Genomic DNA, 24,233 nt, shown 5'->3' on the forward strand with positions numbered 1-24,233 from the left:
CCTCAGGCGCATAGGGCCACGACCGAACGGTCGGCCCTCACCAGGCAGAATGGGCCCGACTCGCGCGGCGCGCGCACGAGCTGGCGCCGTTGCCCGATGACCAGGCGGCGACCCCCCAGGTCGACCAGGACGGTCCCCGCGGCATCGAGGGCCAGGAGGTCCTCCCCCTGGCGGATCAGGGTGGGCGCGTCCATGAGGACGGGGCGGGCCTCCCCCTCGCCCACCATCCGGGCACTGCCGGTGATGGTCGTGCGACCCGCGCGGATCCCCTCGATGAGGGCGTCGGGCTCGCAGGCCTCCGCGGCCACCCATGTGGTCGGCATGCCGGGGCGCAGCGGAGTCGACCGGTTGTGGAAGTCTCCCCCGCCCAGAACCGCGACGTCGCGCGTCCAGTTGAGGAACCACGCCCAGATCGAGGTGTCCGTCAGGTTCCGGTACCACGACCCGTGGAAGAGCTCCGCCCCCCGTGGCGCGCGCTCCAGAGGCTGAGTCCAGGAGCAGTCGCCGGACACGGGATGGTTGACGGACATGACGCCGCCGCGGGCGTCGACCTCGTCCACCCACGTCTGCGCGGGCCTGCGGAAGTCGATGACGCCGATGTCCCCCCAGGCGTTGGCGTGGCCGCGGTGGGTGGTGATCTCCTGGCCCGGCACCAGGGTGATGCCCTGCCTCGCCCCGACGGCGGCCAGGTGGGCGTGGTGGCTGACCGTGTTGTGATCGGTGCATCCGAGGTAGTCCAGACCGGAGCGGACCCCCTCGTTGGCCAGCTCCCACAAGGAGAGCTCCCCGTCGGAGTGCAGCGAATGGTTGTGCGGGTCCCCGGCGTACCAGGTGAGGCCGGCGGGGGCGGGCAGCCCGCGGTCGGAGCCGCGGATCCCGCGCGACACCGGATCCTCGGCCCGGCCGTGGTCGGGGAGCCGCGTCGCCGGAGAGCGGACGACCACCTCGATGTCGGCTCCGTCCTCGGGGAGGACGTGCAGTCCTAGGAGGACCCTCCAGCGCCCGGTCTCCAGCCCGGGCAGATATCCGGGGGTGGCGTCCGCGCGGGTGATGACGAAGCCGGTGCGCGCGCCCCCCGACCACCCGCGAAGCCCGTGCGGGCCCTCGCATCCGAGGTCGACGACGGCACGCGCGCCCGTCGTGGTCACCCGCAGGGAGACCTCCACGGACTCGGCTGCTCCGTCGACGTCGAAGGGAAGTCCCGGGTACCGTTCCCGCGCTTGGTCCGTGAGCGTCACGTGGCGCCTCATGCGTGTCGTGGTCATGCCTCTGCTCCTGTCGTCGTCCCCGCGTGGGTTCGGAGCGTGAGGATCGTCGAGGCCGGGACGACCATCGTCGCCGGGTCGACGAGTTCCTCGACGATCCGGCCGTCGAGGCCGGCGCGGTCCCAGAGCCCCCTCATCATCGCCCCCAGGACCTCGTCGCGGTGGTGGTAATTCACGAAGCGCGCCTCGAGGCCGCCGCCGCGGCGCCGCAGGGACTCCAGGCAGACGCGCCCCGTGGTGCGCGCCGCCGGCCGTCCCCTCGGCGCCAACCCGTCTGCGCGCCCCCGGTCCGCCGCGGGCCCGGTCCCTTCGGCGACGACGGGAGCCAGGCGGAACTGGTCCGAATGGCGGACCACATCGGATCCCGACCAGTCGGGGCAGGACAGATCGATGGCGAACTCCGTGCGCACGCGGCGGCCGAGGTACTGGGCGCCCGGGACCGGGATCTCGGATCCGGCGGGCTCGTCGCGCAGCGGGTGCAGGTTCACGCTCATCAGCCCGACGGCGCGCACCACGGTGAGCGCGATCGCGTCCGCCGGGTCCCCGTCGACGACCTCGTACTCCATGAGGCGGTCGGTGTGGATCGCGACGCCCCCAGCCGACACGAACCGCGTGGCGGGGTAGGTCGGAAGGGGGTACTCCCCCCACCCGCCCTCGCCGCCGCGCCCCCGCATGGTCACCCCGTACTGGCCCGCCGAGGCGGACCCGCCCACGCCGCGCTCCCCGGTGGGGACGAGCACGCGCAGCCGGTGGTCGGCGGCGGCGTTGACGAGGTCGACGCACACCCGCGCGAACGGCTCCTCCTCCCGGAGCTCGACCGTGGTGCGGACGACTTGGTCGACGACGGCGGAGGAGCGCCGTGACCTGTCCTCAGCGTCCAGTCCGGCGGGCAGGCGATAGGTCCGGTCGATTCCGAGCCTTCCGCGCAGGGGGCCTCCCTCCAGGAGGCTCACCGACACGCGCGCGGGCTCGCCCACCGCCCCCGCGTCCAGGGGTCCGAAGTTGTACGAGTCCCCGCGGTCGCCCTCGTCGACGAGGGCGAGGGCGCCGCGCACCGTCCGGCCGGTCGGCAGATCGGTCACGGAGACGGTCCCCGGCTCCTCGACCTCGACGCGGACGAGGCCGTTGTCCAGCCAGGCCCCTCCGGCCCTGACCGGGCGCCCGTGGGGCCCGCGCCTCCCGATCCCCACGGCGACGACGCCGGTACCCGGCGCCCTCGCGCCGACGAGGACGCGCATGGACGGAGGCGTCACGATGCGCACGCGCCACCTCTGTCCGGGATCGCACTCGCGCCGCCGCCTCTCCAGTTCGGTGGCGAACGCGTCGAGGTCGAAAACCCCCGGCGCGATGTCGGCGACCACGAGGCGCAGCTCTCCGGGCGCCGGGAATCCCCACTCGCGGATCTGCCGGCCGAAGAGCTCCCGGCCGTGGATCCTCCGCAGGATCCTGGGCAGGTCGCGCGCGGCGACGTCCTCGTCCCCGAGCGTCGTCCCCAGCACCTCGAGGAGCTGGACGGAGCCGGGGAGCTGTGACGGCTCCCCCTCGACGACCAGCTCGGCCTGGACCGGCATGTCCCATCCGGAGGGGTTGTAGACGGCGACGTCTCCCGAGGGGGCGTGCCGTCCCAGATCGGCGAAGCCGGTGTCGATGGCGCCGCGGGCGACATGGGCCGCGACGTGCAGGCGCGCCTCGACCTCCTCCGCCGTCGAGTCCGCCCCGCACCCCGTCACCGAATCGTGCGCGCTGGACTCGACGACCAGACCCCACCCGCGGGCGAAGAAGGCGGCGCGATCAGGCCCGCCGATCCAGGCGTCGAAGCGCTCGGCCGTGGTCAGCGCCCTCTCGGCCTGGGCCATCGCCTGCTTGAGCCCGGTCCTCACGGAGAGGACCCCCGGCAGGATGTTGCCCAGCGCATGGGATCGCATCTCCCCGCGCACGACCGGGAGCGCCGCCAGGGCCGGGTCGGAGTGATCCCGGGAGGCGACGACCTGGCCGAGCGTCGCGACGCCGACGGCGGTGCCGGGATGCGAGCGGTTGTGCGCCCTCACCATCCCCATGAGGTCCGTCCGGGGCGCCATGTGGTCCGTCCCGTACATCCCCGCGGGCGGGGCGCCGGCGAACCGGCGGGCATGGCGTTCGAGGTAGGCCCCGATCAGGCGGTCCGCCTTCTCCGGGGGCTCGAAGAGCTTGAGGGCGGAGCCGTAGCCGTCCCACAGGTACTCGACGCGCACGGCCTCGCCGTCCAGAGCCTGCCACATGAAGGCGTCGCGCTCGACCCCGGCCGGGACGCCGCGCCACAGGGCGGCGTCGGCGAGCCCGAAGCCGCGGAGGATCTGCGGCATCTGGGCGGCGTGCCCGAACATGTCGGGCAGGTATCCCACGCGCATGGCCCCGCCCATCGCCTCGCACGCCGCGACGCCCAGTTCGAGGTTCCGCACGATCGACTCGCCGTCGCAGCAGAACTCGTCGAGCAGGATGAGGAACGGGCCGATGTCGAGCTGTCCGCGCTCGACCGCGCCGCGCACGCGGCCCGCGGCCCCGGGGCGGATCTCGAGATAGTCGAGGACGGCCGCCGCCTGGCCGTCCAGGGTGAAACGGCACTCGGGCTCGGCCTCCAGGAGGTCCAGGAGCCCGTCCACCATCATGACGAGCCGCGCGCGGAAGACGTCGTGCGGCTCGTACCACTCCCTGTCCCAGTGCGTGTGGGGCACCAGCCACATCGCGGGTTCCCCCCGGCGCGCCGTCATCGTTCGCCTCCCCCGATCCGCAGGCCGGTCGACCGGTCGAACACCAGGGTCTTCGCCACCGGGAACGTGAACCAGCAGTGCTGTCCGACCGAGGGGAGCGGGTCCTCGTCGACGACCGCCTGGAACCTCGCCTCCCCGATGCGCGCGCTCATCAGGACCTGCGCGCCCAGGTTCTCGAGGGTGGAGACGTCCGCGTGGATCGCGCCGGGGACCTCCGCGTCCGACCACTCGACGTACTCGGGGCGCACGCCCCACGTGACCTCGCGGCCGTCGGGGCACCCGTCGGCGCCGGGGGCGGGCAGGGGGAGCTCCGCGCCGAGGGCGACGAGCCTTCCGCCGCGGACGACGCCCTCGTTGAGGTTCATCGGATGCGACCCGATGAAGGAGGCGACGAAGGTGTTCGCCGGCTCGTGGAAGACCTGTCGGGGCGTCCCGACCTGCTGGATCCGCCCCTCCCTCATCACGGCAATGCGGTCGGCCAGCGCCAGCGCCTCCGCCTGGTCGTGCGTGACGAAGACCGACGTCACCCCGAGGTCCCGCTGCAGCTCTTTGAGGAAGGACCTGGCCTCCAGGCGCAGCCGAGCGTCCAGGTTCGACAACGGCTCGTCGAGGAGGAGCACGTCCGGGCGGGTGGCGATCGCGCGGGCCAGCGCCACGCGCTGCTGCTGGCCTCCCGAGAGCTGGCCCGGCCGGCGGTCGAGCAGGCCGTCGAGCGAAAGGCCCGCGGCGGTGCGGGAGGCGGCCTCCCGGCGGGTGGCGCGGTCGACCTTGCGGATCCTGAGGGGATAGGCGATGTTGTCGGCGACTTCCATGTGGGGGAACAGGGCGTAGTCCTGGAAGACCATGGCGACGCCGCGTTCCCCGGGCTCGCGCTCCGTCATGTCCTCCCCGTCGATCTCCAGGCTCCCCTCGGTGATGCTCTCCAGCCCGGCGATCGACCTCAGGAGCGTGGTCTTCCCGCAGCCGGAGGGTCCCAGGAGCGCGAAGAACTCGCCCTGCCCGATGTCCAGGTCGATTCCGTCGACTCCGCGCACGCCGTTCGGGTACTGCTTGACCAGGGATCGCATGGTGATCGCGGATGTCATGACTTGATCCCTCCGTAGAAGCGGAATCCGAATCGTCGGTTGACGAAGAAGTAGATGAGGATGACGGGCAGCGCGAAGACGAGGCAGAAGGCGGAGATGAGCCTGAGGTCGGCCTGCCCGGACTCGGTGTAGAAGGTGTACATGAGCACGGCCGCCGGCTGGCTCGTCGGCTCTCGGAGCAGCAGATACGGAACCAGGAAGTTCCCCCAGACCTGCACGACGGTCCAGATCGCCACGAAGGCGATCCCGGGACGCGCGATGGGGATGACCACGTCCCTGAGCACCTGATGGGGTTTCGCCCCGTACAGTCGTGCAGACTCCTCATAGGACTTCGGCACCGAGTCCATGAAGTCCTTGAGGATGAAGACCACGGTCGGGAGCAGGCCGCCGGCCAGGACCAGCATGACCCCCGTCTGCGTGTCGATGAGCCCGATGGCGTTCATCAGCTGGAAGGTCGGGACCATCGCCGCCGTGCCCGTCACGATGGAGGACAGCAGGAGGAGGCCGTAGAGCAGGGCGTCGCGGCCCGGGATCCGCACGCGGGACAGCGCATATGACGCCAGGGTCCCGAAGGCCACCGTCACCGCCATCGTCCCCCCGGCGATGATCAGGGAGTTCAGGATCGATCGCAGGGCGTACGGGTTGTCCGCCAGGCGCTGGAAGCTCCCCAGCGTCCAGTCCGGCCATCTCACCGCCATGGTCGGGTTCGCGTCGAAGGGGGCGACGAACAGCCAGACCAGGGGCAGCGCGAAGAAGACGCCGATCGCCACCATGAGGGCGACGAAGAGGATCCGCCCCGCGATCCGGCGGAAGTGGACGGAGAGCCGCCGGGAGTGCGGATCTCTCCGCGATGCGGCCGTCATCGCCGGCTCCTTCCCACGCGCATGTACACGAGGGCGATCGCCAGGTTGATGAGGAGCATGATCATCGACAGCGCGGCTCCGAAGCCGAGCTGCCCGCCCGGGATCGCGGTCTTGTAGATGTAGACCGACAGGATCTCCGTCCTGCCGTTGGGGCCTCCCGCGGTCAGGAGGTAGGGCGTGAACGTGTTGAACGTCCACAGGGTGATCATCAGGGTGTTCGTCAGGATGTGCCCGCGGATGGTCGGCAGGACCACGTCGCGCAGCTGCTGCCAGCCCGAGGCCCCCGCCATGCGGGCGCTCTCCAACTGGGACGGGGGAACCGCCGACAGCGCCGAGGAGAACAGCTGCATCGAGAACGCCGTTCCGACCCAGATGTTGAAGACGATGATGACCGCCATCGGGTGCTCGATCAGCCAGGCCTTCCCCGGCGTGCCGAGGAGCATGTTCAGCGTCCCGCCCCTGCGGTCCAGGAGCGCGATCCACAGGAACGCGTGGACGCTGCCGGGCACGACCCATGCGGCCAGCACGACCGTCTCGAGGAGGGTCCGCGCCCATCCTGCGAGGCGGCGGGTCGACCATGCCAGCGTGAAGCCCAGCAGGGACTGCCCGAGGACGCCGGAGACGGCCACGAAGACGACGGTCAGCCTCAGGGAGTTCCAGAACGAGGCGTCCCCCAGCGCCCGGGCGTAGTTGTCCAGCCCGACGAAGGAGGTGTTCGCGGCCTCGAGCCCGGTCAGGCGGTAGTCGGTCATGCCGAGGTAGACGGTCCACACCGCCGGGAAGAAGAGGAAGAGGGCGATGACCACCAGCGCCGGCGTGATGAAGGCGCCAGCCCTGAGCGCTCCGAGCCCGGCGACGTCCGTCGCCCGGCGCCGGGACGGCCTCTCCCGTCCCGGCGCCCCCGTGGTCGTCACGGGACCGTCACTTCCCCGAGTCGATGCTGTCCGCTCCGACCACGCCCGTGAGGGCGTCCACGTACGCCGACACGGCGTCGTCGACGGACGAGCCGGTCACGACGTCCAGGGTGGCCTGCTGGAGCGCGGCGGACACCTCGGTGTACTCGGCCAGCCCCGGGCGATAGGCGGTGATCGGCAGGACCTCGTCGCTGACGAAGCTCAGCATCGGGTCCGAGCTGAGGAGCTTCTCGTTGACATCGGTGCGCGGCGAGATCGACAGCGTGCCCGCGGCCCGCGCCTCGAAAGCCTCCGGCGAGTTCATGAAGGTGAGCAGGTCCCAGGCCAGGGCCGGATCCGCGGTGCCGGGGTTGAGGACACGTGCCGTCCCGCCGGACATCGAGACATAGTCCTGGCCGTCGATCCCGGACCCCGGGCTCATCGCCGGGATCCTCGCATATCCGACGGCGGTGTCGCGATCCTCCATCGGAGCGGTCCCCACGCCCTCCTGGGGATTGATGACCGACCGCCAGAAGTAGTCGCCCTCCAGCAGGATCCCGATGTGCCCGTCGGCGAACTCCTGGAAGGACGTGTCCCTGCCGGACGCCTCCTGTTGGAGGATCGCGTCGCCCAGGCCGTCGTCGACGTAGATCGTCTTGTACAGGTCCAGGACCGCTCGCAGCCCCGGGGTGTCACCGGTCCACTTGCCGTCCGTCCAGAGCTCTTCCCCGGTGCCGGCCAGGAGGGGCAGCACGCCCTGCATCGAGGTCGCCTCGCCCATCGCCGTGCCCGCGTCGATCTGGAGGGGGGTCACCCCGTCCACGGCCTTCAGCGCCGTCGCCGCGCTGATGACGTCATCCCAGGACGTCGGTTCCCAGTCGGCGGGGAGCCCGGCCTCCTGGAACAGGGTCTTGTTGTAGTAGAGGACCCGGCCGTCGGTTCCCTGGGGGATGCCGTATCGCTTTCCCTCGAAGGAGGCCGCCTGCTGGACCGCGTCGGGGATCTGCTCCCACCCGTCCCACTCCGCCGAGGACTGCCCGACGACGTCCTCGAGCGGGGCGATGTAGCCCGCCTGGGCGAACTCCCCCACCCAGATGCCGTCGATGCCGAGGATGTCCGCGCCCTTCCCCGATTTCAGGTCGAGGGCGACCTTGGTCTTGTAGTCCTCGTCGTCCACGCCCTGGGGTTCGAAGGTCACTGTGACGTCCCTGCCCTGGGCCTTCTGCCGTTCCTCGAATTGGGGGATCACCCAATCGGCGATCCATTCGGCCTCCGCCGCGTTCTTCCCGCCCGCGATCGCGTTCGCCGTGATCGTCAGCGTCGCCGCGCCCGATCCGGAGGCCTCTCCCGACTGGTCGGCACCGCCGGAGGAGCAGGCTCCCACCAGCATTCCCACCGCCACCGCCGCAGCGCCCGCTGCGGGCAGCCCGCGCTTGCCGTCTGACATCGTCGTCTTCCTCTCTCGCATGGTCATCTCTCCCGTCCGTTCCTCACGTCGTCGAAGGTCGCGCCGTCCGGAACGCGCCCTCCCGCTTCAGATGAGGGGTCGACGCGGACGCCCGCGGACACGGCGCACGCCCGCCACAGCCGTTGCGCGACGACGAGGTCCTCCCGCGCCTCGCGCGGCCCCGATCCGGGCGCGTCCTCCCCTCGGATGAGTCCCAGGAACGCCGTCAGCTCCCTGTCGAACGCCTCCTCCTGAGGCCACGCACTGGCGGCGACGTCGCTCCGGTCGGCTCCGCCGGCGCTCCGGCACGTGATCACCGTGGGGGCGTTGAGGATGTAGGGCGTTCGGAAGGCGATCTCCAGGCTTCCCGACTCGTGGTGGATGGTGATCGTCTCCCGGTACTCCGGGTAGCCGGCGATGAAGTGCCATCCGAGCGTCCATGGCGCGCCCCGTGTGGATCCCGAGACCGTCACCGAGCCGGGGAAGGACGGCCCGGTCCGGGAGGCGTGGAAGATCCGCTCGAGCGGCACCCCCAGGTGCCGGGTGAGCGCGAGGTCGTGCACGATCGATCCGAGGATGACGGTCGCGTAGAGAGCGCGGCCGGACTTGTCGTCCCGGACGCCTCCCACTGCCCGTTCCAGCGCCTCGTCCATCCTGGACCTGCTCCGGGCGAGCGCCTCCGGATCCGCGTCCCCCCAGGCCCTGGCGCGGGCGAACCGCAGTTGCCGGTCGTCCGCCGGGTGGAGGACCTCGACGTCCACGGCGCGCACGGAGGCGCTCTCCAGGAGCCTCGACGCCACCTCGACCGCGGGATCGTGCTCCTTCATGTACCCGACGCGGATCCATTCGGCGGGATCCCGGTGAAGCCTCTCGACGCCGTCGACCAGCCTGTCGACCTCGTCCAGGGAGTAGGCGAGGGGCTTCTCGGCGAGGACTCTCACGCCCGCGCGGACCAGCATCAGAGCGTCGTCCGCGTGGGTTCCGGACGTCGCGAGGATGGCGCCGTCGACCTGCTCATGGCGCTCCCGCACGGCCTCCGCCAGTTCGGCGGCGCTGCGGTAGCGATGCGCGGGGCCGAGCCCGTATCCGCCCGCGACCTCCTCAAGAGCCCGAGGAGAGAGGTCCGCCACCGCCGCGAGCTCGACGCGATCCCTGTTCCTCTGGATGAGGGGGAGGTGGACGGCCTGCGCGATCCCGCCCAGGCCGATCACGGCGAGACGGGGCGGCGTCATGGGATCCATCTCCTCAATGCCTCGCGGTTGGCGATCTGGTCCGCCGCGGCCCGATCCACGTCGCCTGGGTCGAGCATGACGACGTCCTGCTCGACGACGACCCATCCGCCGTATCCCGTCGCCGCGAGCTCGTCCATGAACCCCGGGACATCAAGGTCGCCCCTCCCGAGCGCGACGAACACCCGTTTCTCCCAGACGTCCCGGATCGGATGGGCGCTCCCCGCGGCGCCGGTGAGGACGGATCGATCGACATCCTTGAGGTGGACGTGGTTGATCCGCCCGCGCCACCTCGACAGGCACGCCACCGGGTCACCGCCGCCGAGCACCAGGTGCCCGGTGTCGAGCGTCAGTCCGACCGAGGTGTCGTTGAGAAGCCGCTCGATCTCCCGCGGGGTTTCGACGTAGGTGGACGCGTGGTGGTGGAAGGTCGGCTCAAGCCCGCGTTCCCGGACCTCCTCGGCGACGCGCTCGACCCGGTCCACGAGGACGGACCAGCTCCGCGGGTCCAGCTCCAGGTCCGGCCCTCCTCCCGGGTGCGCCCGCCTGAGGTCGGATCCCGCATCGGCGAGGGTCGGAACCGGGAGAGGCCCTCCCTGGGCGTCGGCCGCGAGCGCGAGGTCGTCCAGGAGGGGCCTGGCCCGCTCGCACGCCTCCGCGAAGGCCCCTTCGGTCCCCGCGAAGGGGAAGTCGACCCATCCGCCGCACAGGCGCAGCCCGCGGGCGTCCAGGGCGTCCACGAGGGCGGTGCCGGTGCCGAGCAGTCCGGACGCTCCGGAGTCGATGCCCTGATAGCCGGCGCGACGGACGAGGTCGAGCAGCCGCTCACCGGAGGGCAGGGGGACGCGGTCGGGTCGTGCGAGTCCGAAGACCCCGTAGGACACAGGCGCGTTGGCGACGGTCATCACCATGCCCGCTCCTCCTCTTCATCGAGGGATGTGAGACGTCCGGGAACCTCCGTTTATTCTGAATATCAGAATAAACGGCGTCAACCCTTCCTCCGCTGCCGTGATCGAACTGTGACTTTCCTTCGGGATCAGGACCGCGCCGCGCGCGGGGTCCGCGGGACGAATCTGTCGTCGAGGACCACCGAGGCGGCGCCCACCGCTCCGACATGCTCCCCCATGACCGTGGACAGCATCTCCACCGCGTGCGGACCGCGCGCCGACGGGCGCCCCAGGGCCTCACGGGCGGCGCCCTCGTACCACGGGGCGACCATCTGCCAGTAGGGCCCGCCGAAGACCACCATGTCGGCGTCGACCATCTCCGCGGCCATCACCGCCACGTCCGCGATCCTCGCCGCCCCGCCGCCGAGGAGGCGGGAGGCGTCGGCGTTCCCGGACGCCGCGGCCTCGCACAGACGCCGGAGGTCCCGTGCGACAGCGGTCTGGACGGTCCTGGGCGGCGCCTCGCCCCCGAGGATCCCCAGCCCATGGGCCTTCTCCACCACGACGGCGGGATCATTGTCCAGCCCGTCCCCGACGCGCCTCCCGCCCGGCGACAGGGCGACCAGGATCGACCCGACCTCTCCGGCGTTCCCGGAGGCCCCCCGGAGGGGCTCGCCGTTGACCGAGATCCCCAGCCCCGTCCCGGCTCCCAGGTAGACGAACACCATGGTCGAGTCCAGGGTCTGTCCGCCGCGGACCCAGTTCTCCCCGATCACCGCGGCCAGCGTGTCCTTGACGAGGGGGACCGGCATGCCCAGCCGGGATCCGAGCATCTGCCCGATCGGCGCGCCGGCCCACCCGGGCAGCCACACCGGGTTCACCAGGCATTGCCTGCGGGCATCGACCGGACCGGGCGCCGCCAGACAGGCTCCCTCCAGCCGGCTCCCGTCCACGCCCGCTGCGGTCATGGCCTCCGTGGCCAGGCCGGCGGCCTCGTCCATGGCGCGCTCCGGGTCCTCGGTGTCGACCCCGGCCGTCCTCGCCTCTCCGACCACGGACCCGCGCAGGTCGAGCACCACCGCCGTCATGAGCGACGGGTCGGCGTGCACGCCGACCGCGAACCTCGCTGAACCGACGATGTCCATGATCGTCTTCGGACGCCCGCGCCCCGCCACCACGGTGTCGATCTCGCGCAGCATCCCCCCGGACACCAGCCCCCGCACGATCGTCGACACCGTCTGGGCCGACAGCCCGGTCGACGCCACGACGTCGGTCTGGCTGGACGGGCCCATCCGGCGGAACGCGTGGATGACGACGTTCTGGTTGTAACGCGCGACATCCGGCAAGCTCGTCCCGGCCCTCATGCGCGTCGCCTCCCCGGTCTCCTCGCTGCCGTGTCCAGGGGAAGGCGGACGGGACGTGAACCGACCGCCTCGGCGCCACCGGGTCCGACCTCGATCCGTGCGCTACAGGCTAGCAACACCCGCCGCGCCAGGCGGTGCGACGCCACGGGGCGCGAACCGCGACAATGGAGCCATGGAACGCTCTGCGACCCCTCCGGGACTGGCGCCGACGCACGCCGACGGAGATCCCGTCCCCGCGCCCGCCGCCCTGGTCTCGGGCGCGGTCGCGGCCGCCGACGCCCCCCACCCCCTGTCGTTCTTCGATCTCTTCCGCATCGGCATCGGGCCGTCCTCCTCGCACACGGTCGGCCCGATGCGCGCGGCCCGGGCCTTCGCCGCCGAGCTCGGGGCCCTCTCCGCCCGCACCGGGCGCCTCACCGTCGACCTCTTCGGCTCGCTCGGGGCCACCGGCCGCGGGCATTCCACCGACCGCGCGATCCTGCTGGGCCTGGAGGGCCACGCGCCGGAGACCGTCGGCACCGCGGCCGTCGAGTCCGTGCTGCCCGAGATCGCGCGCACAGGACGCCTCGCGCTGGTCGGCTCGCCGGGCGGCGGCATCCCCATGGACGTCTCGGCGGACATCCGGTTCCGCCCGTCGACCCGCCTGCCGTACCACGTCAACGCGCTCACCCTCACGGCCTGGCCCTCCCCGCCGGCCGGGCCGCCGCGGCCCCTTCTGGCACGCACCTACTACTCGGTCGGCGGCGGCTTCGTCATGGCCCAGGTCAACGACGATCCCGCGCACCCCCGGCTCGCGTCCCTGGCGGCGCCCGACGCGACGCGCGTCATGGACGTGCCGGCGCCCCACCCCTTCGCGACCGCACGGGAGCTGGTCGACCTCTGCACCCGAGGCGGGCTGTCCATCGCGTCCCTGGTCCGCGCGAACGAGGAGTCGGCCCGGCCGCGCGGCCTGGTCGACGCCTACCTGGACCGCATCGTCGACACGATGATGACGTGCATCCGGTCGGGGTGCGAGGCCCAGGGGATCCTCCCCGGCGGCCTGGACGTCCCGCGCCGCGCCCACGCCCTGGCGGTCAAGCTGACGGCGCGCCCGGACTCCTCCGATCCGATGCGCGCGATGGACTGGGTCAACCTGTTCGCCCTGGCCGTCAACGAGGAGAACGCCTCCGGCCACCGCGTCGTCACCGCCCCGACGAACGGCGCCGCGGGCGTCGTCCCGGCGGTCCTGGCCCACCTCCTCGCGTTCTGCCCCTCCGGGGACGAGGGCGGCGCCGTCGGACGCGGGCTGCGCGACCCCGACGACCTGCCCGGGCTCGCGGCCTCCCGCAGGCGGGCGACGCGCGACTTCCTGCTGACCGCGACCGCGGTGGGCGCGCTGATCAAGACGAACGCGTCGATCGCGGGCGCGGAGGTCGGCTGCCAGGGCGAGGTGGGATCGGCCTCGGCGATGGCGGCCGCGGGACTGGCCCAGGTCCTGGGAGGCACGCCCCGGCAGGTCGAGAACGCGGCGGAGATCGCCATGGAGCATTCCCTCGGGCTCACCTGCGATCCGGTGGGCGGGCTGGTCCAGATCCCCTGCATCGAGCGCAACGCGATCGCCGCCGTCAAGGCCATCAACGCCGCGCGCATGGCGCTGTGGGGCGACGGACGGCACATGGTCAGCCTGGACGCCGCCATCGAGACGATGCGCCAGACCGGCAACGACATGCTCTCGAAGTACAAGGAGACCTCGGCGGGGGGCCTCGCCGTCAACGTCGTCGAGTGCTGAGCCGACGGGCCGCCGCGGGCCACTCATCTAAAGTGGGACCATGCCTGCCCGCCCGACCGACCGACGCCCCGGGGTGCCCCGTCCCCCCAAGCGCCACACGTCGCTGCGGGTGATCCACACCCAGATGTCGCACCTGCCGGTGGTGGGGGAGACGTCGGCGGGCGGGGTCGTCGTCGACGTCGTCGAGGGCGTCCCCTACGCCGCGATCATCGCTCGGCGCAACCGGGCCGGCCGCATCGAGTGGTGCCTGCCCAAGGGGCACCTGGAGGGCGTGGAGACCGCCGAGGAGGCCGCCTTGCGCGAGGTCGCGGAGGAGACCGGAATCAGCGGGCGGATCATCCGCCACCTGGCCACGATCGACTTCTGGTTCTCCGGCCCTGAGCGGCGCGTCCACAAGGTGGTCCACCATTACCTCATGGGATACGTGTCCGGGGAGGTGACGGTCGAGGGCGACCCGGACCATGAGGCGGAGGACGCCCAGTGGTGGCCGCTGCGCGAGCTCACCCACATCCTGGCCTACCCGAACGAGCGGCGGATCGTCGGGATCGCCCTGGACCTGCTGTACCGGGAGGGCTGATGCGACGCCGGGTGCTGGGCGTGGCGGCGTCACTCGCCGCCCTCGTCGCCGCGACGGTGGCCATGGCGGGGCCGGCCTCCGCCGAGGACGACCAGGGCGCCGCCGCGGACGCGGCCTCGCGGTCGGCGGTGCGCCCCTCGGTCCTGGGCGCCGCCTCGGAGGAGGACGACGCGGGGATCGCCGTCAGCATCGACGACCTCAACCCGCGGGTGCTCACCACCCAGGACACGGTCGTCGTGTCGGGGACGGTGACGAACACCTCCGGCGCGGACCTCTCCGACCCCGCGTTCGACGTGTTCATGCGCCCCAGCACCCCCGTCACCGACGAGGAGCTCACCGCCTTCCTGTCGGGCGAGCGGTGGGCCGGCCAGCAGGCCGGCACCACCCAGCTGGGCCACGACCTGGCGGCGGGCGCGTCCGCCGAGTTCTCTGTGACACTGGCGCGCGCGGACCTGCCGCTGGACGACAGCTTCGAATGGGGCCCCCGCGGGCTCACCGTGACCGCGGCCTCCGGCGACGCCCGGGGGCAGGACCGCACCCTGCTGGTATGGGACTCCGGATACGACGTCTCCCCGACGCTCATGGACGCCGTGGTCCCCTGGACCGCGGACACGGCGACGGGCGCCGCGACCGAGCAGCGGGCGGCGCTCTCCCTGGCGGCCACCGACGGCGTCACGCTGGCCGTCGACCCGGAGCTCTTCCCCGAGGAGGCCGGCGAGGAGACCGCTTCCTCCGGCGAAGGGGGGCAGTCCGGGGACGCCCCACAGTCCCAGCCCGCCTCCCCGTCCGCGTCCTCGTCGCCGTCCGCATCCGCATCGCCGGCGCCGTCCTCGTCGTCCTCGTCGTCCGGGGATGGGAGCCGGACCGCGGACAAGCGGCTCGTCGACGAGCTCCTGTCCACCGCTCAGGAGCTGATCGCGCTTCCCCGCTGGGACGCCGACCTCGGGGCGCTGACGGTGGGGGGCTCTTCGGACCTCATGGATCTGGCACTGGACTCGCGCACCACGTTCACGGCGGCCCTGCGCCAGGAGTCCTCGCGCAGGCCCGGCGGGGGCGCCACCGTCATCGGCGACGTCGTGTGGCCGACCACCGCGGCCTTCGGCCTGCAGGTGCTCCAGCGCTTCCAGGACCAGACGATCATCGCCCCACCCGGGACGGTCGCCCCCGCCGAAGACCTCTCGTTCACCTCCGTGTCCCGTGTCGAGATCGATACCGGGAGCGGGGAGACCTCCACCTCTGGGGAGGCCGACGGCACGGTCACGGTCCTCACCTCCCAGCAGGCGATCTCCGACGTCCTGGGGTGGGACGCGAGCTCGGAGGCCGACCAGCTGGACGCGGAACAGACCCTCACCGCCCTCACCGCGATCATCACGCGCGAGAAGCCCAACGAGTCGCGCACGCTTCTGGCCGTCGTGCCGCGCGGCACCGCGGTGGACGCCGACCTGGTGGGCCGCGTCCACGCCCTCCTGGACCAGCGGTGGGTGAACGGCACGACCTTCTCCGCGATCGCCGCCTCCTCCCCCACCGATCAGGGGCGCGAGGCGATCGGCGGGGCCGCGGCGCTCGACCAGTCGACGACCGACGCCTTCCAGGCGGTGTCCGACGCCCTCACCCAGACTGCGGCCCTCGCCTCAGCCCTGAAGGAGCCCGAGGTCCTCACCTCCACCATCGAGGAGGCCGCGCTGCGCATGCTGGCCGCCGGCACCTCCGCCGAGGAGCGCTCGGACGGGATCACGCGCCTGCGCCTGGAGACCGCCCGGCTCCTCACCTCCGTCCACGCGGAACCGACCTCGACCGTCAACCTCATCAACAAGACCGCCAACTTCCCCGTGCCCATCGCCAACGACCTGGCCTGGGACGTGACCGTCAAGGTGACGCTCCTGCCCTCGGACCCGCGGCTGCGCGTCACCGACACCCAAGAGGTCACGATCCCCGCGGGGACCACCTCGACGGTCGAGGTGCCGGTCTCGGCCATCGGATCGGGCGACATCGAAGTCGGCTACAAGGTGACCACACCGGACGGACACGTGCTGGATGACACGCAGTCGGTCACGGTGCGGATGCGCGCGGGGTGGGAGGATACCGGGACGGCGGTGATCGCCGGGCTGCTGGTCGTCGCCCTCGTCGCCGGCGTCGCCCGCACGCTGGGCAAGAGGATGCGCGCCCGCCGGACCGCGCCCGACGCGGACACTCCCGGCACGATCGCCGCGACGGAGGAGGGACGATGAGCGAGGACACACGTGCGACGGACCCGGGCGAGGCTCCCGGCGCCGTCGGCGCCCCCCGGCAGGCCTCCCTCCTGAGGTCCTCGGCCATCATGGCGTCCGGCACCCTGGTCTCCCGCATCCTCGGGTTCGTGCGCGCCGCCCTGCTGGTGGCCGCCATCGGATCCGCCGCGGGCGCTGTGTCGACCTCGTTCCAGGTGGCCAACACGCTGCCCAACACCGTCTACAACCTGCTGGCCGCGGGCGTCTTCGACGCGGTCCTGGTCCCCCAGATCGTCCGCGCGCTCAAGCGCAGGTCAGGCGATGTCTACGTCAACCGCCTGCTCACGCTGGCCGGCGTGATCCTCTTCGGCGTCACCTTGGTCGCCATGGTCGCAGCCCCCTTGCTGGTGACGATCCTGGCCGGCAGCTTCACCGGCCAGATGCGCACCCTGACGATCGCCTTCTCGCTGATCTGCCTGCCTCAGATCTTCTTCTACGGCCTGTACAACCTCCTGGGCGAGCTGCTCAACGCCCGGGGCGTGTTCGGGCCCTACATGTGGGCGCCCGTCGTCAACAACGTCGTCGCCATCGCCGGGCTGGTCGTCTTCATCGCGATGTTCGGCTCCACCGGCTCGCAAGGGACCTTTGCCGTCTCCGACTTCACGAGCTCGCAATTCTGGATCCTCGGGGGGACGGCCACGCTGGGCGTCATCTGCCAGGCGGTGGTGCTCGTCATCCCGATCCGGCGCTCGGGCGTCTCCGTGCGCCCCGACTTCCGCTTCCGCGGCACGTCCTTCGGCACGGCCTCGAAGGTGGCGGGCTGGACCTTCGCGACCCTGGGCATCAGCCAGCTGGGCGTCATCTCCACGACGCAGCTGGCCACCCGGGCCGACGCCTTCGCCGACGCGAACAGCATCGCGACGATGGCGGGGTACACGGCCTACACCACCATGTTCATGATCTACATGGTGCCCCAGTCCCTGATCTCCGTGTCCCTGGCCACCGCCATCTTCACACGGCTGGCGGACGCCGCCGCCGACCGCGACCACCGCACCGTGGCCGAGCAGTACACGACGGGCCTCAATCTCATCACCCTGCTGTCCCTGCTCTCAGCCGCCGTCCTGATCGCGGGCGCCACCCCGATGGTCCAGCTCATCATCCCGGGCACCACGGACCCCGGCGTCATCCACGCCTACGCGCTGGTCCTCACCGCGCTGATGCCGGGGGTGGCGTCCACGGGCATGGTGCTGATGAGCCAGCGCGTGTTCTTCGCCTACGAGGATGCCCGGCCCGTCTTCCTCATGGGCATCGTGCCCACGCTGATCCAGATCATCGTCGGCTGGTCGATCTACGCCCTGGCCGGCGCCCAGTGGTGGACCTTCGGCGCCGCTCTGGCGGAGACCGTCTGCCGCCTCACCCAGGGCTTCATCGCCGTGTTCTGGGTGGCCCGCAAGAACTCCTTCGTCAACCCGGGCCGCATCATCGCGACGTACCTCAAGTACCTCACCGCCGCCGCCGCCGCCTGGGCCGTCGCCTACCTGGTCGTGCGCCTCATCGGCCCGATGACTCTGGTCGACAACGGCCCCGCGCGCTTCCTCGTGTCCGTTCTCAAGCTGGCGCTCGTCGCCCTCGTCGCCGCGGCCTGCTACGTCGCGGTCCTCCGCGTCGTCGATCCCGCGAACGCCTCGGCCGCCCTGTCCCACGCCGCCCGGCGGCTCCGTGTCCCCGCCCGTCTGTCCGCCTTCATGGCGGGCCGCGCCTCCCGGCCGGCCGCTGCGCCGGCCGCAGCGCCCTCGACGGACCTCTCGGCCCCTCCGCCCCCGCCCACGCCCGACGAGATGGCGGAGTCGGTCGCGGCATCGCGCACCGGGTGGTCGATGATCGGGAGGCAGTGGGCGGCCTCCGATCCGACCCACACGGGCGAGTTCCCCATCATCCGCCCCTCCGCCCGTCCGGAAGATCCGCTCATGAGCATCCCCTCCTTCGATGACATCCTCCATCCCGCGGACGACGGAGCCGTCGCGCCGCCCCCCGCGCCCGGCCATCCCTTCATCCCCCCCGTCCACGAGGGCGATCCCGGCCCGGACGAGCCGGGCGCCCGGCCCCAACCCGGCGACCAGCCCGAGCCCGACGACCAGCCGGACCGGGAGACGACCGGGGACGGCGGATCGGCGGGCGCGCTCGCCACGGCCGACCAGCCGGCGCCCGCTGTCGCACAGGGGGACGCCGCCGCCTCCGGAGGGACCGCGACCGGTTCGGCCGGAGCGGCCGCCGCGGCGATCGGCGCCGCAGCCGCAACGGCTCGGCGCTCGGTGGCCTCCTGGATCCGGGCCCGCCAGCGCGGCGGAGACGACGCCCCCGGAACCCCGCAGGACGGCCTGACTCCGCCACCGGAGCCCCCCTCGCCGCCGGAGGACACGACCGGGGACGGCGACGACCCGGGAGATGGCAGGACGCGAGTGGACCCGACCGTGCCCGCCATGGTGATGGCCCTGGTGCTGGTCATCGGCGGCGGGATCTGGGGCTTCCACCAGGCGTTCGCCCCCGTCTCCGCGGTGGAGGACCTCGCGCAGTCACTCGCCGCCGGCGTCACCTCGGGGCAGTCGGAGTCCGGTGCCGCCCCGAGTGGCGGCGAGGGGGCGCAACCCAGCCCGCACGAGACGGTGCCCCCGGTGATCCAGGCCGCCAAGGTCTTCTCCTGGAACTCCGCGAGCGGGGATCGCGGCGACCACGACGACCTGTACATCAACCTCATCGACGGGGACCCCTCGACGCAGTGGTACTCCCGCTACTACGACCTCAACCAGTTCTCGGATGACAACACGGTGACGATCCTCCTCACGCTGGAGCAGACCTCCACGCTGTCGGGGATCACCCTGTCGATGGACCCGGGCACGTCCGGCGGGGAGCTGGTCGTCCGCTCGGTGGACGACCCGGCGAACCCCCGGGCGGGAACAGAACTGGCCACCACGGCGTTGAGTCCGACGACTCAGATCACGCTGGATCCAGCCGTCGACCTGCAGTACGTCTCCCTGTCGTTCCGCACCATGCCCGTCGACTCGGAGGGCCTCAACAGGGCATGGATCAGCGAGATCACCGTCCAGTGAGCACCGCGAAGGAGATTGACACCCATGTCTGAGGACACCCAGGTCCGCGACCTCGTCATCATCGGATCCGGACCTGCGGGGTACACGGCCGCCATCTACGCCGCGCGGGCGGGTCTGCGCCCCCTCGTGCTCGCCGGGTCGGTGACGGCGGGCGGCGCGCTGATGAACACGACCGAGGTCGAGAACTTCCCCGGCTTCCCCGAGGGGCTCCTGGGGCCCGACCTCATGGACCGGATGCGCGCCCAGGCCGAGCGTTTCGGCGCGGAGATCCGTCTCGAGGACGCCACCGCCGTCGACCTGGCCGGCCCGGTGAAGTCCGTGACCGTCGACGAGGACGAGGTCGTGTCCGCCCGCGCGGTCATCCTCGCGACCGGGTCGGACTATCGGCACATGGGGGTGGACGGCGAGGACCGCCTGTCCGGGCGGGGCGTGAGCTTCTGCGCGACCTGCGACGGCTTCTTCTTCCGCGACAAGGATCTTGCGGTCGTCGGCGGGGGGACTCCGCGATGGAGGAGGCCACGTTCCTCACCCGCTTCGCGAAGTCCGTGACGGTCGTGCACCGCCGCGACCAGCTGCGGGCCTCCAAGGCGATGGTCGACCGGGCGAAGGCCGACCCGAAGATCCGTTTCGCCTGGAACGAGACGGTCCAGCGGGTCCTGGGCGACTCCTCCGTGGAGGGCGTCGAGCTGCGTTGCACGACGGACGGGGCGACCTCGACCCTGCCGGTGGACGGCGTGTTCGTCGCCATCGGGCACGAGCCGCGCACGGAGCTGCTCCGCGGACAGGTTGACCTGGATGGCGCCGGGTACATCGTCGTCGAGGAACCGTCCACGCGCACCAACCTGGAGGGGGTCTTCGCCTGCGGCGACGCGGTCGACCACACGTACCGGCAGGCCGTGACCGCCGCCGGGTCCGGGTGCCGCGCCGCCCTGGACGCCGAGCGCTGGCTGGCCGCCCGGGGACGGTGACCGCCCGGGCCCCGCACGGGGATGACGGCCCCGCATTGGGCACAATGGGGACATGAGCACCACGCCCCCGCGCACCCACGCCGTCGTGTGGGATATGGGCGGGACCCTCCTCGACACTTATCCGGAGGTCGATCGCGCACTGTGCGCCGCCGTCCACGACGGCCGGGTGGGGGCGGACGACCTGCGGGAGGTCTCCGTGCTGACCCACCGCTCGATCGAGAGCGCGATCCGGGAGCTCGCCTCGCGCCATGGTCTGGACCGCGGGATCCTCGATGACGCCTATGCAGGGGTCCGGGACCGATGGAAGACCCGTCCGGCGCCCCTCATCGACGGCGTGCCGGACGTGGTCGACGCCGTGCGGCGCGCGGGCGGCCTCAACCTGGTGGTCACCCACCGGGATCGCGACGGCGCGCTGGCCTTGCTGGCGGGCCACCGGCTGCGCGTCGATGACGTCATCTGCCCCGGGGACGGGTATCCGCGCAAACCCGACCCCTCGATGATCCTCGCCGTCCTGGCCCGCAACGGCGTCGCGCCCGGCGACGCGGTGGCCGTCGGCGACCGCCCGATCGACGTCCAGGCCGCCTGGGCCGCCGGAGTACGGCCCTTCTTCCTCGTCACGCCGGGGCTCCCGGCACCGACCGAGACGGGGGAGGACCCGTCCACCGCGATCCCCTCCGTGCGGGGGCTTCTGGCGACCGTGGCAGACTGGTGACACCGGGCTGGCAGGCCCGGACCCACACGATCCAGAGGAAGGTCCCGTGAGCGAGACGATTCGCCGTCCGGGCGACACAGAGGGAAACAGGCTCGATCCATGGTTCGGCTCCTACGCCGCACGAGCTCGCAACCTGCGAGCTTCTGAGATCCGAGCTCTGTTCTCCGTCGTCTCGCGCCCCGAGGTGGTGTCGCTGGCCGGCGGGATGCCGAATCTCAAGGATCTGCCCATCGCCGAGCTGGCCGAGTCCGCCAAGCAGCTGATCCTCCACCACGGCGCCGTCGCGATGCAGTACGGGTCGGGGCAGGGCTGGGAGGTCCTGCGCGAGCGCATCACGGAGGTCATGGCCTATGACGGGATCGTCGGCGCCGACCCCGACGATGTCGTCGTCACCACAGGGTCGCAGCAGGCCCTCGATTACGTCGCCGAGCTCTTCATCGACCCGGGTGATGTGGTCCTGGCGGAGTCGCCCTCTTACGTGGGGGCGCTCGGGGTGTTCCGCGCCCGTCAAGCGGACGTCGTCCACGTCGACATGGACCAGGACGGCCTGATCCCCGAGGCCCTCGAGGCGACGATCCGGGGCCTGAAGTCGCGGGGCCGGCGCGTCAAGTTCCTTTACACGATCCCGAACTTCCACAATCCGGCTGGCGTCACGCTGTCGGAGTCGCGCCGCGCCCTCATCACGCGGATCTGCCTGCGCGAGGGCGTGCTGATCGTCGAGGACAACCCCTATGGCCTGCTCGGCTTCCACTCCGACCCGTTGCCCGCCCTGGCCTCCTACTGCCCGGAGGGCGTCGTCTACCTCGGGTCGTTCTCGAAGATGTTCGCGCCGGGCTTCCGGATCGGGTGGGCGTACGCTCCTCACGCGATCCGCGACAAGCTGGTGCTGGCCTCCGAGTCTGCCATCCTGTCGCCCTCGATGGTCGGTCAGATGGCAATTGCGCAGTATCTGTCTGAATATGACTGGTATGGCCAGGTCAAGCAGTTCCGAGGGATGTACCAGGAACGTTGCGAGGCGATGCTCGACGCCTTGGGCGAGTACATGCCCGACTGCCGGTGGACCATCCCCGACGGGGGCTTCTATACCTGGGTGACCCTTCCTGAGGGCCTCGACGCGAAGTCGATGCTCCCCCGGGCCGTGCGCGGCCAGGTCGCCTACGTCTCCGGCACCGCCTTCTACTACGACGGCCGCGGCACCGACCACATGCGCCTGTCCTTCTGCTATCCGACCCCCGAGGAGATCCGCGAGGGCGTCCGCCGGCTCGCCTCCGTGGTCAACGCCGAGAAGGAGCTGGTCGAGATGTTCGGCGCGGGATTCGTCCCCGCCGACGCGCCGTCGGCCTCATCCCCGCTCCCCCCGACCCCGCCGGAGGACCCGGGACCCGCGCCGGATGCCCGCTGACCCCCCTCGCACCGCCACTTCCCAGGAGCTGGACATGACCACCACACCTCGAATCCTCATCATCGCCGGAGGGCTCACCCACGAGCGCGACGTCTCGGTCCGTTCAGGCCGGCGCGTTGCGAACGTCCTGCACCAGGCCGGCCACGAGGTGCGCGTGTGCGACCTCGACGCCTCGCTCCTCCCGACGCTCGAGGAGTGGTCCCCGGACGTGGTGTGGCCGCTCGTCCACGGCTCCATCGGCGAGGACGGGTCGCTCCAGGCCCTCTTGGAGAGCCTCGGCGTCCCCTTCGTCGGATCCCATTCGGTGCAGGCGATGATGGCCTCCAACAAGCCGACGGCGAAGGGGCTCCTCGCCTCGGCCGGCGTGTCGACGCCGGCGTGGCTCTCCCTGCCGCAATCCCTTTTCCGCCAGCTGGGCGCGACTGCGGTCCTCCAGGCCCTGGATCCGCGCCTCACCTTCCCCGTCGTCGTCAAGCCCACCGATGGCGGGTCGGCGCTGGGCATCTCCCGGGCGGATGGCACGGAGGCGCTGCGCTCGGCGATGGTCGACGCCTTCGCCTACGGCGAGCGCGTGATGATCGAGCAGTTCGTCGGGGGGACGGAGATCGCGGTGAGCATCCTCGACCTGGAGGACGGGCCCGCTCCCCTGCCGCCCATCGAGATCGTCACCGACGACGGCTCTTACAACTACGACGCCCGCTACACCACGGACACGACTCAGTACTTCGTGCCGGCGAGGTTGGACGCGGCGCTCACCTCTGCGGTGACGCAGGCCGCGGTCCAGGTCCATCAGGTCCTCGGCCTGCGCCACCTCTCGCGGATCGACTTCATCGTGGACTCGGAGGGGAGCGTGTGGTTCATCGACGCCAATGTGGCACCGGGCATGACCGACACGTCGCTGTTCCCCCAGGCGGCTGAGGCCGCCGGGTCCTTCGCCGACACCTGCCGACGGATCGTGGCGTTCGCCGCCTCCGGGCGCTGAGATCAGGCCACGACGGCGGAGCTCAGGATCCCGCGTTCGACGAGCTCGGCCCGGGCCTGGTCCGGGGACTCCCACCGCAGGGCCGACATGCCCGCCAGTTCCGCTCCCCGGAGGTTCGGCCTACGGTCGTCGATGAACAGGATCTCCTCCGGAGACGCTCCCACGGACTCGGCGGCATGCCGGTAGATCCCCTGCGCCGGCTTCACGAGGTGCAGCGGACCGGAGAAGGTGAAGGCGTCGAAGAGGTGCGCCGCCCAGGGACTGGACTCGATCGCCCGCGCGATGCACACCGGGGCATTCGAGAGGATCCCGAGGCGAAGCCCCGCCGCGCGGAGCTGGTGGGCGACGTCCAGCGCGGCGGGCTCGGGCTCCCGCGTCCGAGAGACGTCCTCCTCGACCAGGGCCGCGAGGGCGGCGTCCCGAACCTCGGGGAGACCGCAGTCGCCGGCGACCGTGTCCCAGAACTCGCGATCACTGAGCGTCCCCTCGTCGTAAGCGGGGCGGTTGAACCACATCGCATGGTCAACCAGGCTCACCGTGTCGTCCTCGGAAACGTCCAGTCCCAGAATCCGCGCGATGTTCGCCGGATCGGGCCGGTTCGTCACCAGCACCCCTCCGACGTCGAACAGGACCGCTCGAATCCTCGCCATGCTCTCCACCACCCGTCGACCACGCGTGCCTTGACGGTCCCATTCTGACCGTTCGGCGGCCCCGGTGGTGGGCCCTGTGA

General features: G+C 71.7%; 17 protein-coding genes and 1 pseudogene. 8 read left to right on the forward strand and 10 right to left on the reverse strand.

Annotated elements, in window-relative coordinates; all coding sequences use genetic code 11:
• Positions 1-2 precede the first annotated feature (2 nt).
• The 9 genes from ACFQWG_RS11100 to ACFQWG_RS11140 all read right to left on the reverse strand — a co-directional run bounded on the left by ACFQWG_RS11100 (position 3) and on the right by ACFQWG_RS11140 (position 11,780).
• Positions 3-1,265 (reverse strand): CehA/McbA family metallohydrolase, encoded by a 1,263-nt coding sequence (locus tag ACFQWG_RS11100; RefSeq protein ID WP_380975303.1) that lies wholly within the window; start codon positions 1,263-1,265, stop codon positions 3-5.
• Complete coding sequence (locus tag ACFQWG_RS11105) at positions 1,262-4,012, reverse strand: glycoside hydrolase family 38 N-terminal domain-containing protein (RefSeq protein WP_380975305.1); 2,751 nt, start codon at positions 4,010-4,012, stop codon at positions 1,262-1,264. Before ACFQWG_RS11105 ends, ACFQWG_RS11100 begins: the two co-directional genes overlap by 4 nt.
• Positions 4,009-5,097 (reverse strand): ABC transporter ATP-binding protein, encoded by a 1,089-nt coding sequence (locus ACFQWG_RS11110; RefSeq protein WP_380975307.1) that lies wholly within the window; start codon positions 5,095-5,097, stop codon positions 4,009-4,011. Before ACFQWG_RS11110 ends, ACFQWG_RS11105 begins: the two co-directional genes overlap by 4 nt.
• Positions 5,094-5,960: a carbohydrate ABC transporter permease gene (locus ACFQWG_RS11115; protein ID WP_380975309.1), complete on the reverse strand. Its 867-nt coding sequence runs from the start codon at positions 5,958-5,960 to the stop codon at positions 5,094-5,096. Before ACFQWG_RS11115 ends, ACFQWG_RS11110 begins: the two co-directional genes overlap by 4 nt.
• Entirely contained in the window at positions 5,957-6,874 is a 918-nt protein-coding gene (locus ACFQWG_RS11120; RefSeq protein ID WP_380975311.1) for a carbohydrate ABC transporter permease, read from the reverse strand. The genes ACFQWG_RS11115 and ACFQWG_RS11120 overlap by 4 nt, the downstream gene beginning before the upstream one ends.
• Before the next feature lie 7 nt (positions 6,875-6,881).
• A complete protein-coding gene (locus ACFQWG_RS11125) occupies positions 6,882-8,300 on the reverse strand; it encodes an extracellular solute-binding protein (RefSeq protein ID WP_380975313.1) in 1,419 nt (472 codons plus the stop codon).
• Positions 8,301-8,323: 23 nt separating this feature from the next.
• Entirely contained in the window at positions 8,324-9,532 is a 1,209-nt protein-coding gene (locus ACFQWG_RS11130) for a Gfo/Idh/MocA family protein (protein ID WP_380975315.1), read from the reverse strand.
• On the reverse strand, positions 9,529-10,440 hold the full coding sequence (locus ACFQWG_RS11135) for a TIM barrel protein (RefSeq protein WP_380975317.1): 912 nt from the start codon (positions 10,438-10,440) through the stop codon (positions 9,529-9,531). The genes ACFQWG_RS11130 and ACFQWG_RS11135 overlap by 4 nt, the downstream gene beginning before the upstream one ends.
• A 125-nt stretch (positions 10,441-10,565) precedes the next feature.
• Positions 10,566-11,780 (reverse strand): ROK family transcriptional regulator, encoded by a 1,215-nt coding sequence (locus tag ACFQWG_RS11140; RefSeq protein ID WP_380975319.1) that lies wholly within the window; start codon positions 11,778-11,780, stop codon positions 10,566-10,568.
• A 172-nt stretch (positions 11,781-11,952) separates the two neighbouring features.
• Here ACFQWG_RS11140 and ACFQWG_RS11145 point away from each other — a divergent pair, with 172 nt between their 5' ends.
• From ACFQWG_RS11145 to ACFQWG_RS11180, 8 genes and pseudogenes are all read left to right on the forward strand, one after another.
• Positions 11,953-13,548 carry an L-serine ammonia-lyase, iron-sulfur-dependent, subunit alpha gene (locus ACFQWG_RS11145; RefSeq protein ID WP_380975321.1) on the forward strand — a complete coding sequence of 532 codons (1,596 nt, stop codon included), beginning with the start codon at positions 11,953-11,955 and terminating at the stop codon, positions 13,546-13,548.
• Positions 13,549-13,588: 40 nt separating this feature from the next.
• The gene (locus tag ACFQWG_RS11150; RefSeq protein ID WP_380975323.1) at positions 13,589-14,125 is read left to right on the forward strand and encodes an NUDIX hydrolase; all 537 of its coding nucleotides are present in this window, start codon (positions 13,589-13,591) and stop codon (positions 14,123-14,125) included.
• Positions 14,125-16,353 carry a DUF6049 family protein gene (locus ACFQWG_RS11155; protein ID WP_380975325.1) on the forward strand — a complete coding sequence of 743 codons (2,229 nt, stop codon included), beginning with the start codon at positions 14,125-14,127 and terminating at the stop codon, positions 16,351-16,353. The genes ACFQWG_RS11150 and ACFQWG_RS11155 overlap by 1 nt, the downstream gene beginning before the upstream one ends.
• On the forward strand, positions 16,350-19,439 hold the full coding sequence (locus ACFQWG_RS11160) for a murein biosynthesis integral membrane protein MurJ (protein WP_380975327.1): 3,090 nt from the start codon (positions 16,350-16,352) through the stop codon (positions 19,437-19,439). Before ACFQWG_RS11155 ends, ACFQWG_RS11160 begins: the two co-directional genes overlap by 4 nt.
• Positions 19,440-19,463: 24 nt before the next feature.
• Positions 19,464-20,407 (forward strand): annotated as a pseudogene (gene trxB, locus ACFQWG_RS11165) (thioredoxin-disulfide reductase).
• A gap of 52 nt (positions 20,408-20,459) precedes the next feature.
• The gene (locus ACFQWG_RS11170) at positions 20,460-21,119 is read left to right on the forward strand and encodes an HAD family hydrolase (protein WP_380975329.1); all 660 of its coding nucleotides are present in this window, start codon (positions 20,460-20,462) and stop codon (positions 21,117-21,119) included.
• Between the two features lie 46 nt (positions 21,120-21,165).
• Entirely contained in the window at positions 21,166-22,521 is a 1,356-nt protein-coding gene (locus ACFQWG_RS11175) for an aminotransferase-like domain-containing protein (RefSeq protein WP_380975331.1), read from the forward strand.
• A gap of 34 nt (positions 22,522-22,555) precedes the next feature.
• Positions 22,556-23,503, forward strand: coding sequence for a D-alanine--D-alanine ligase family protein (locus tag ACFQWG_RS11180; RefSeq protein ID WP_380975333.1), 948 nt, complete (start codon positions 22,556-22,558; stop codon positions 23,501-23,503).
• Between the two features lie 2 nt (positions 23,504-23,505).
• Here the strand turns inward: ACFQWG_RS11180 and ACFQWG_RS11185 are convergent, their stop codons facing one another.
• On the reverse strand, positions 23,506-24,153 hold the full coding sequence (locus ACFQWG_RS11185; RefSeq protein ID WP_380975335.1) for an HAD family hydrolase: 648 nt from the start codon (positions 24,151-24,153) through the stop codon (positions 23,506-23,508).
• Positions 24,154-24,233: the final 80 nt, after the last annotated feature.

The sequence above is a fragment of the Schaalia naturae genome (assembly GCF_042665795.1).
In the GTDB taxonomy this organism is placed as follows: Bacteria; Actinomycetota; Actinomycetes; order Actinomycetales; family Actinomycetaceae; genus Pauljensenia; species Pauljensenia naturae.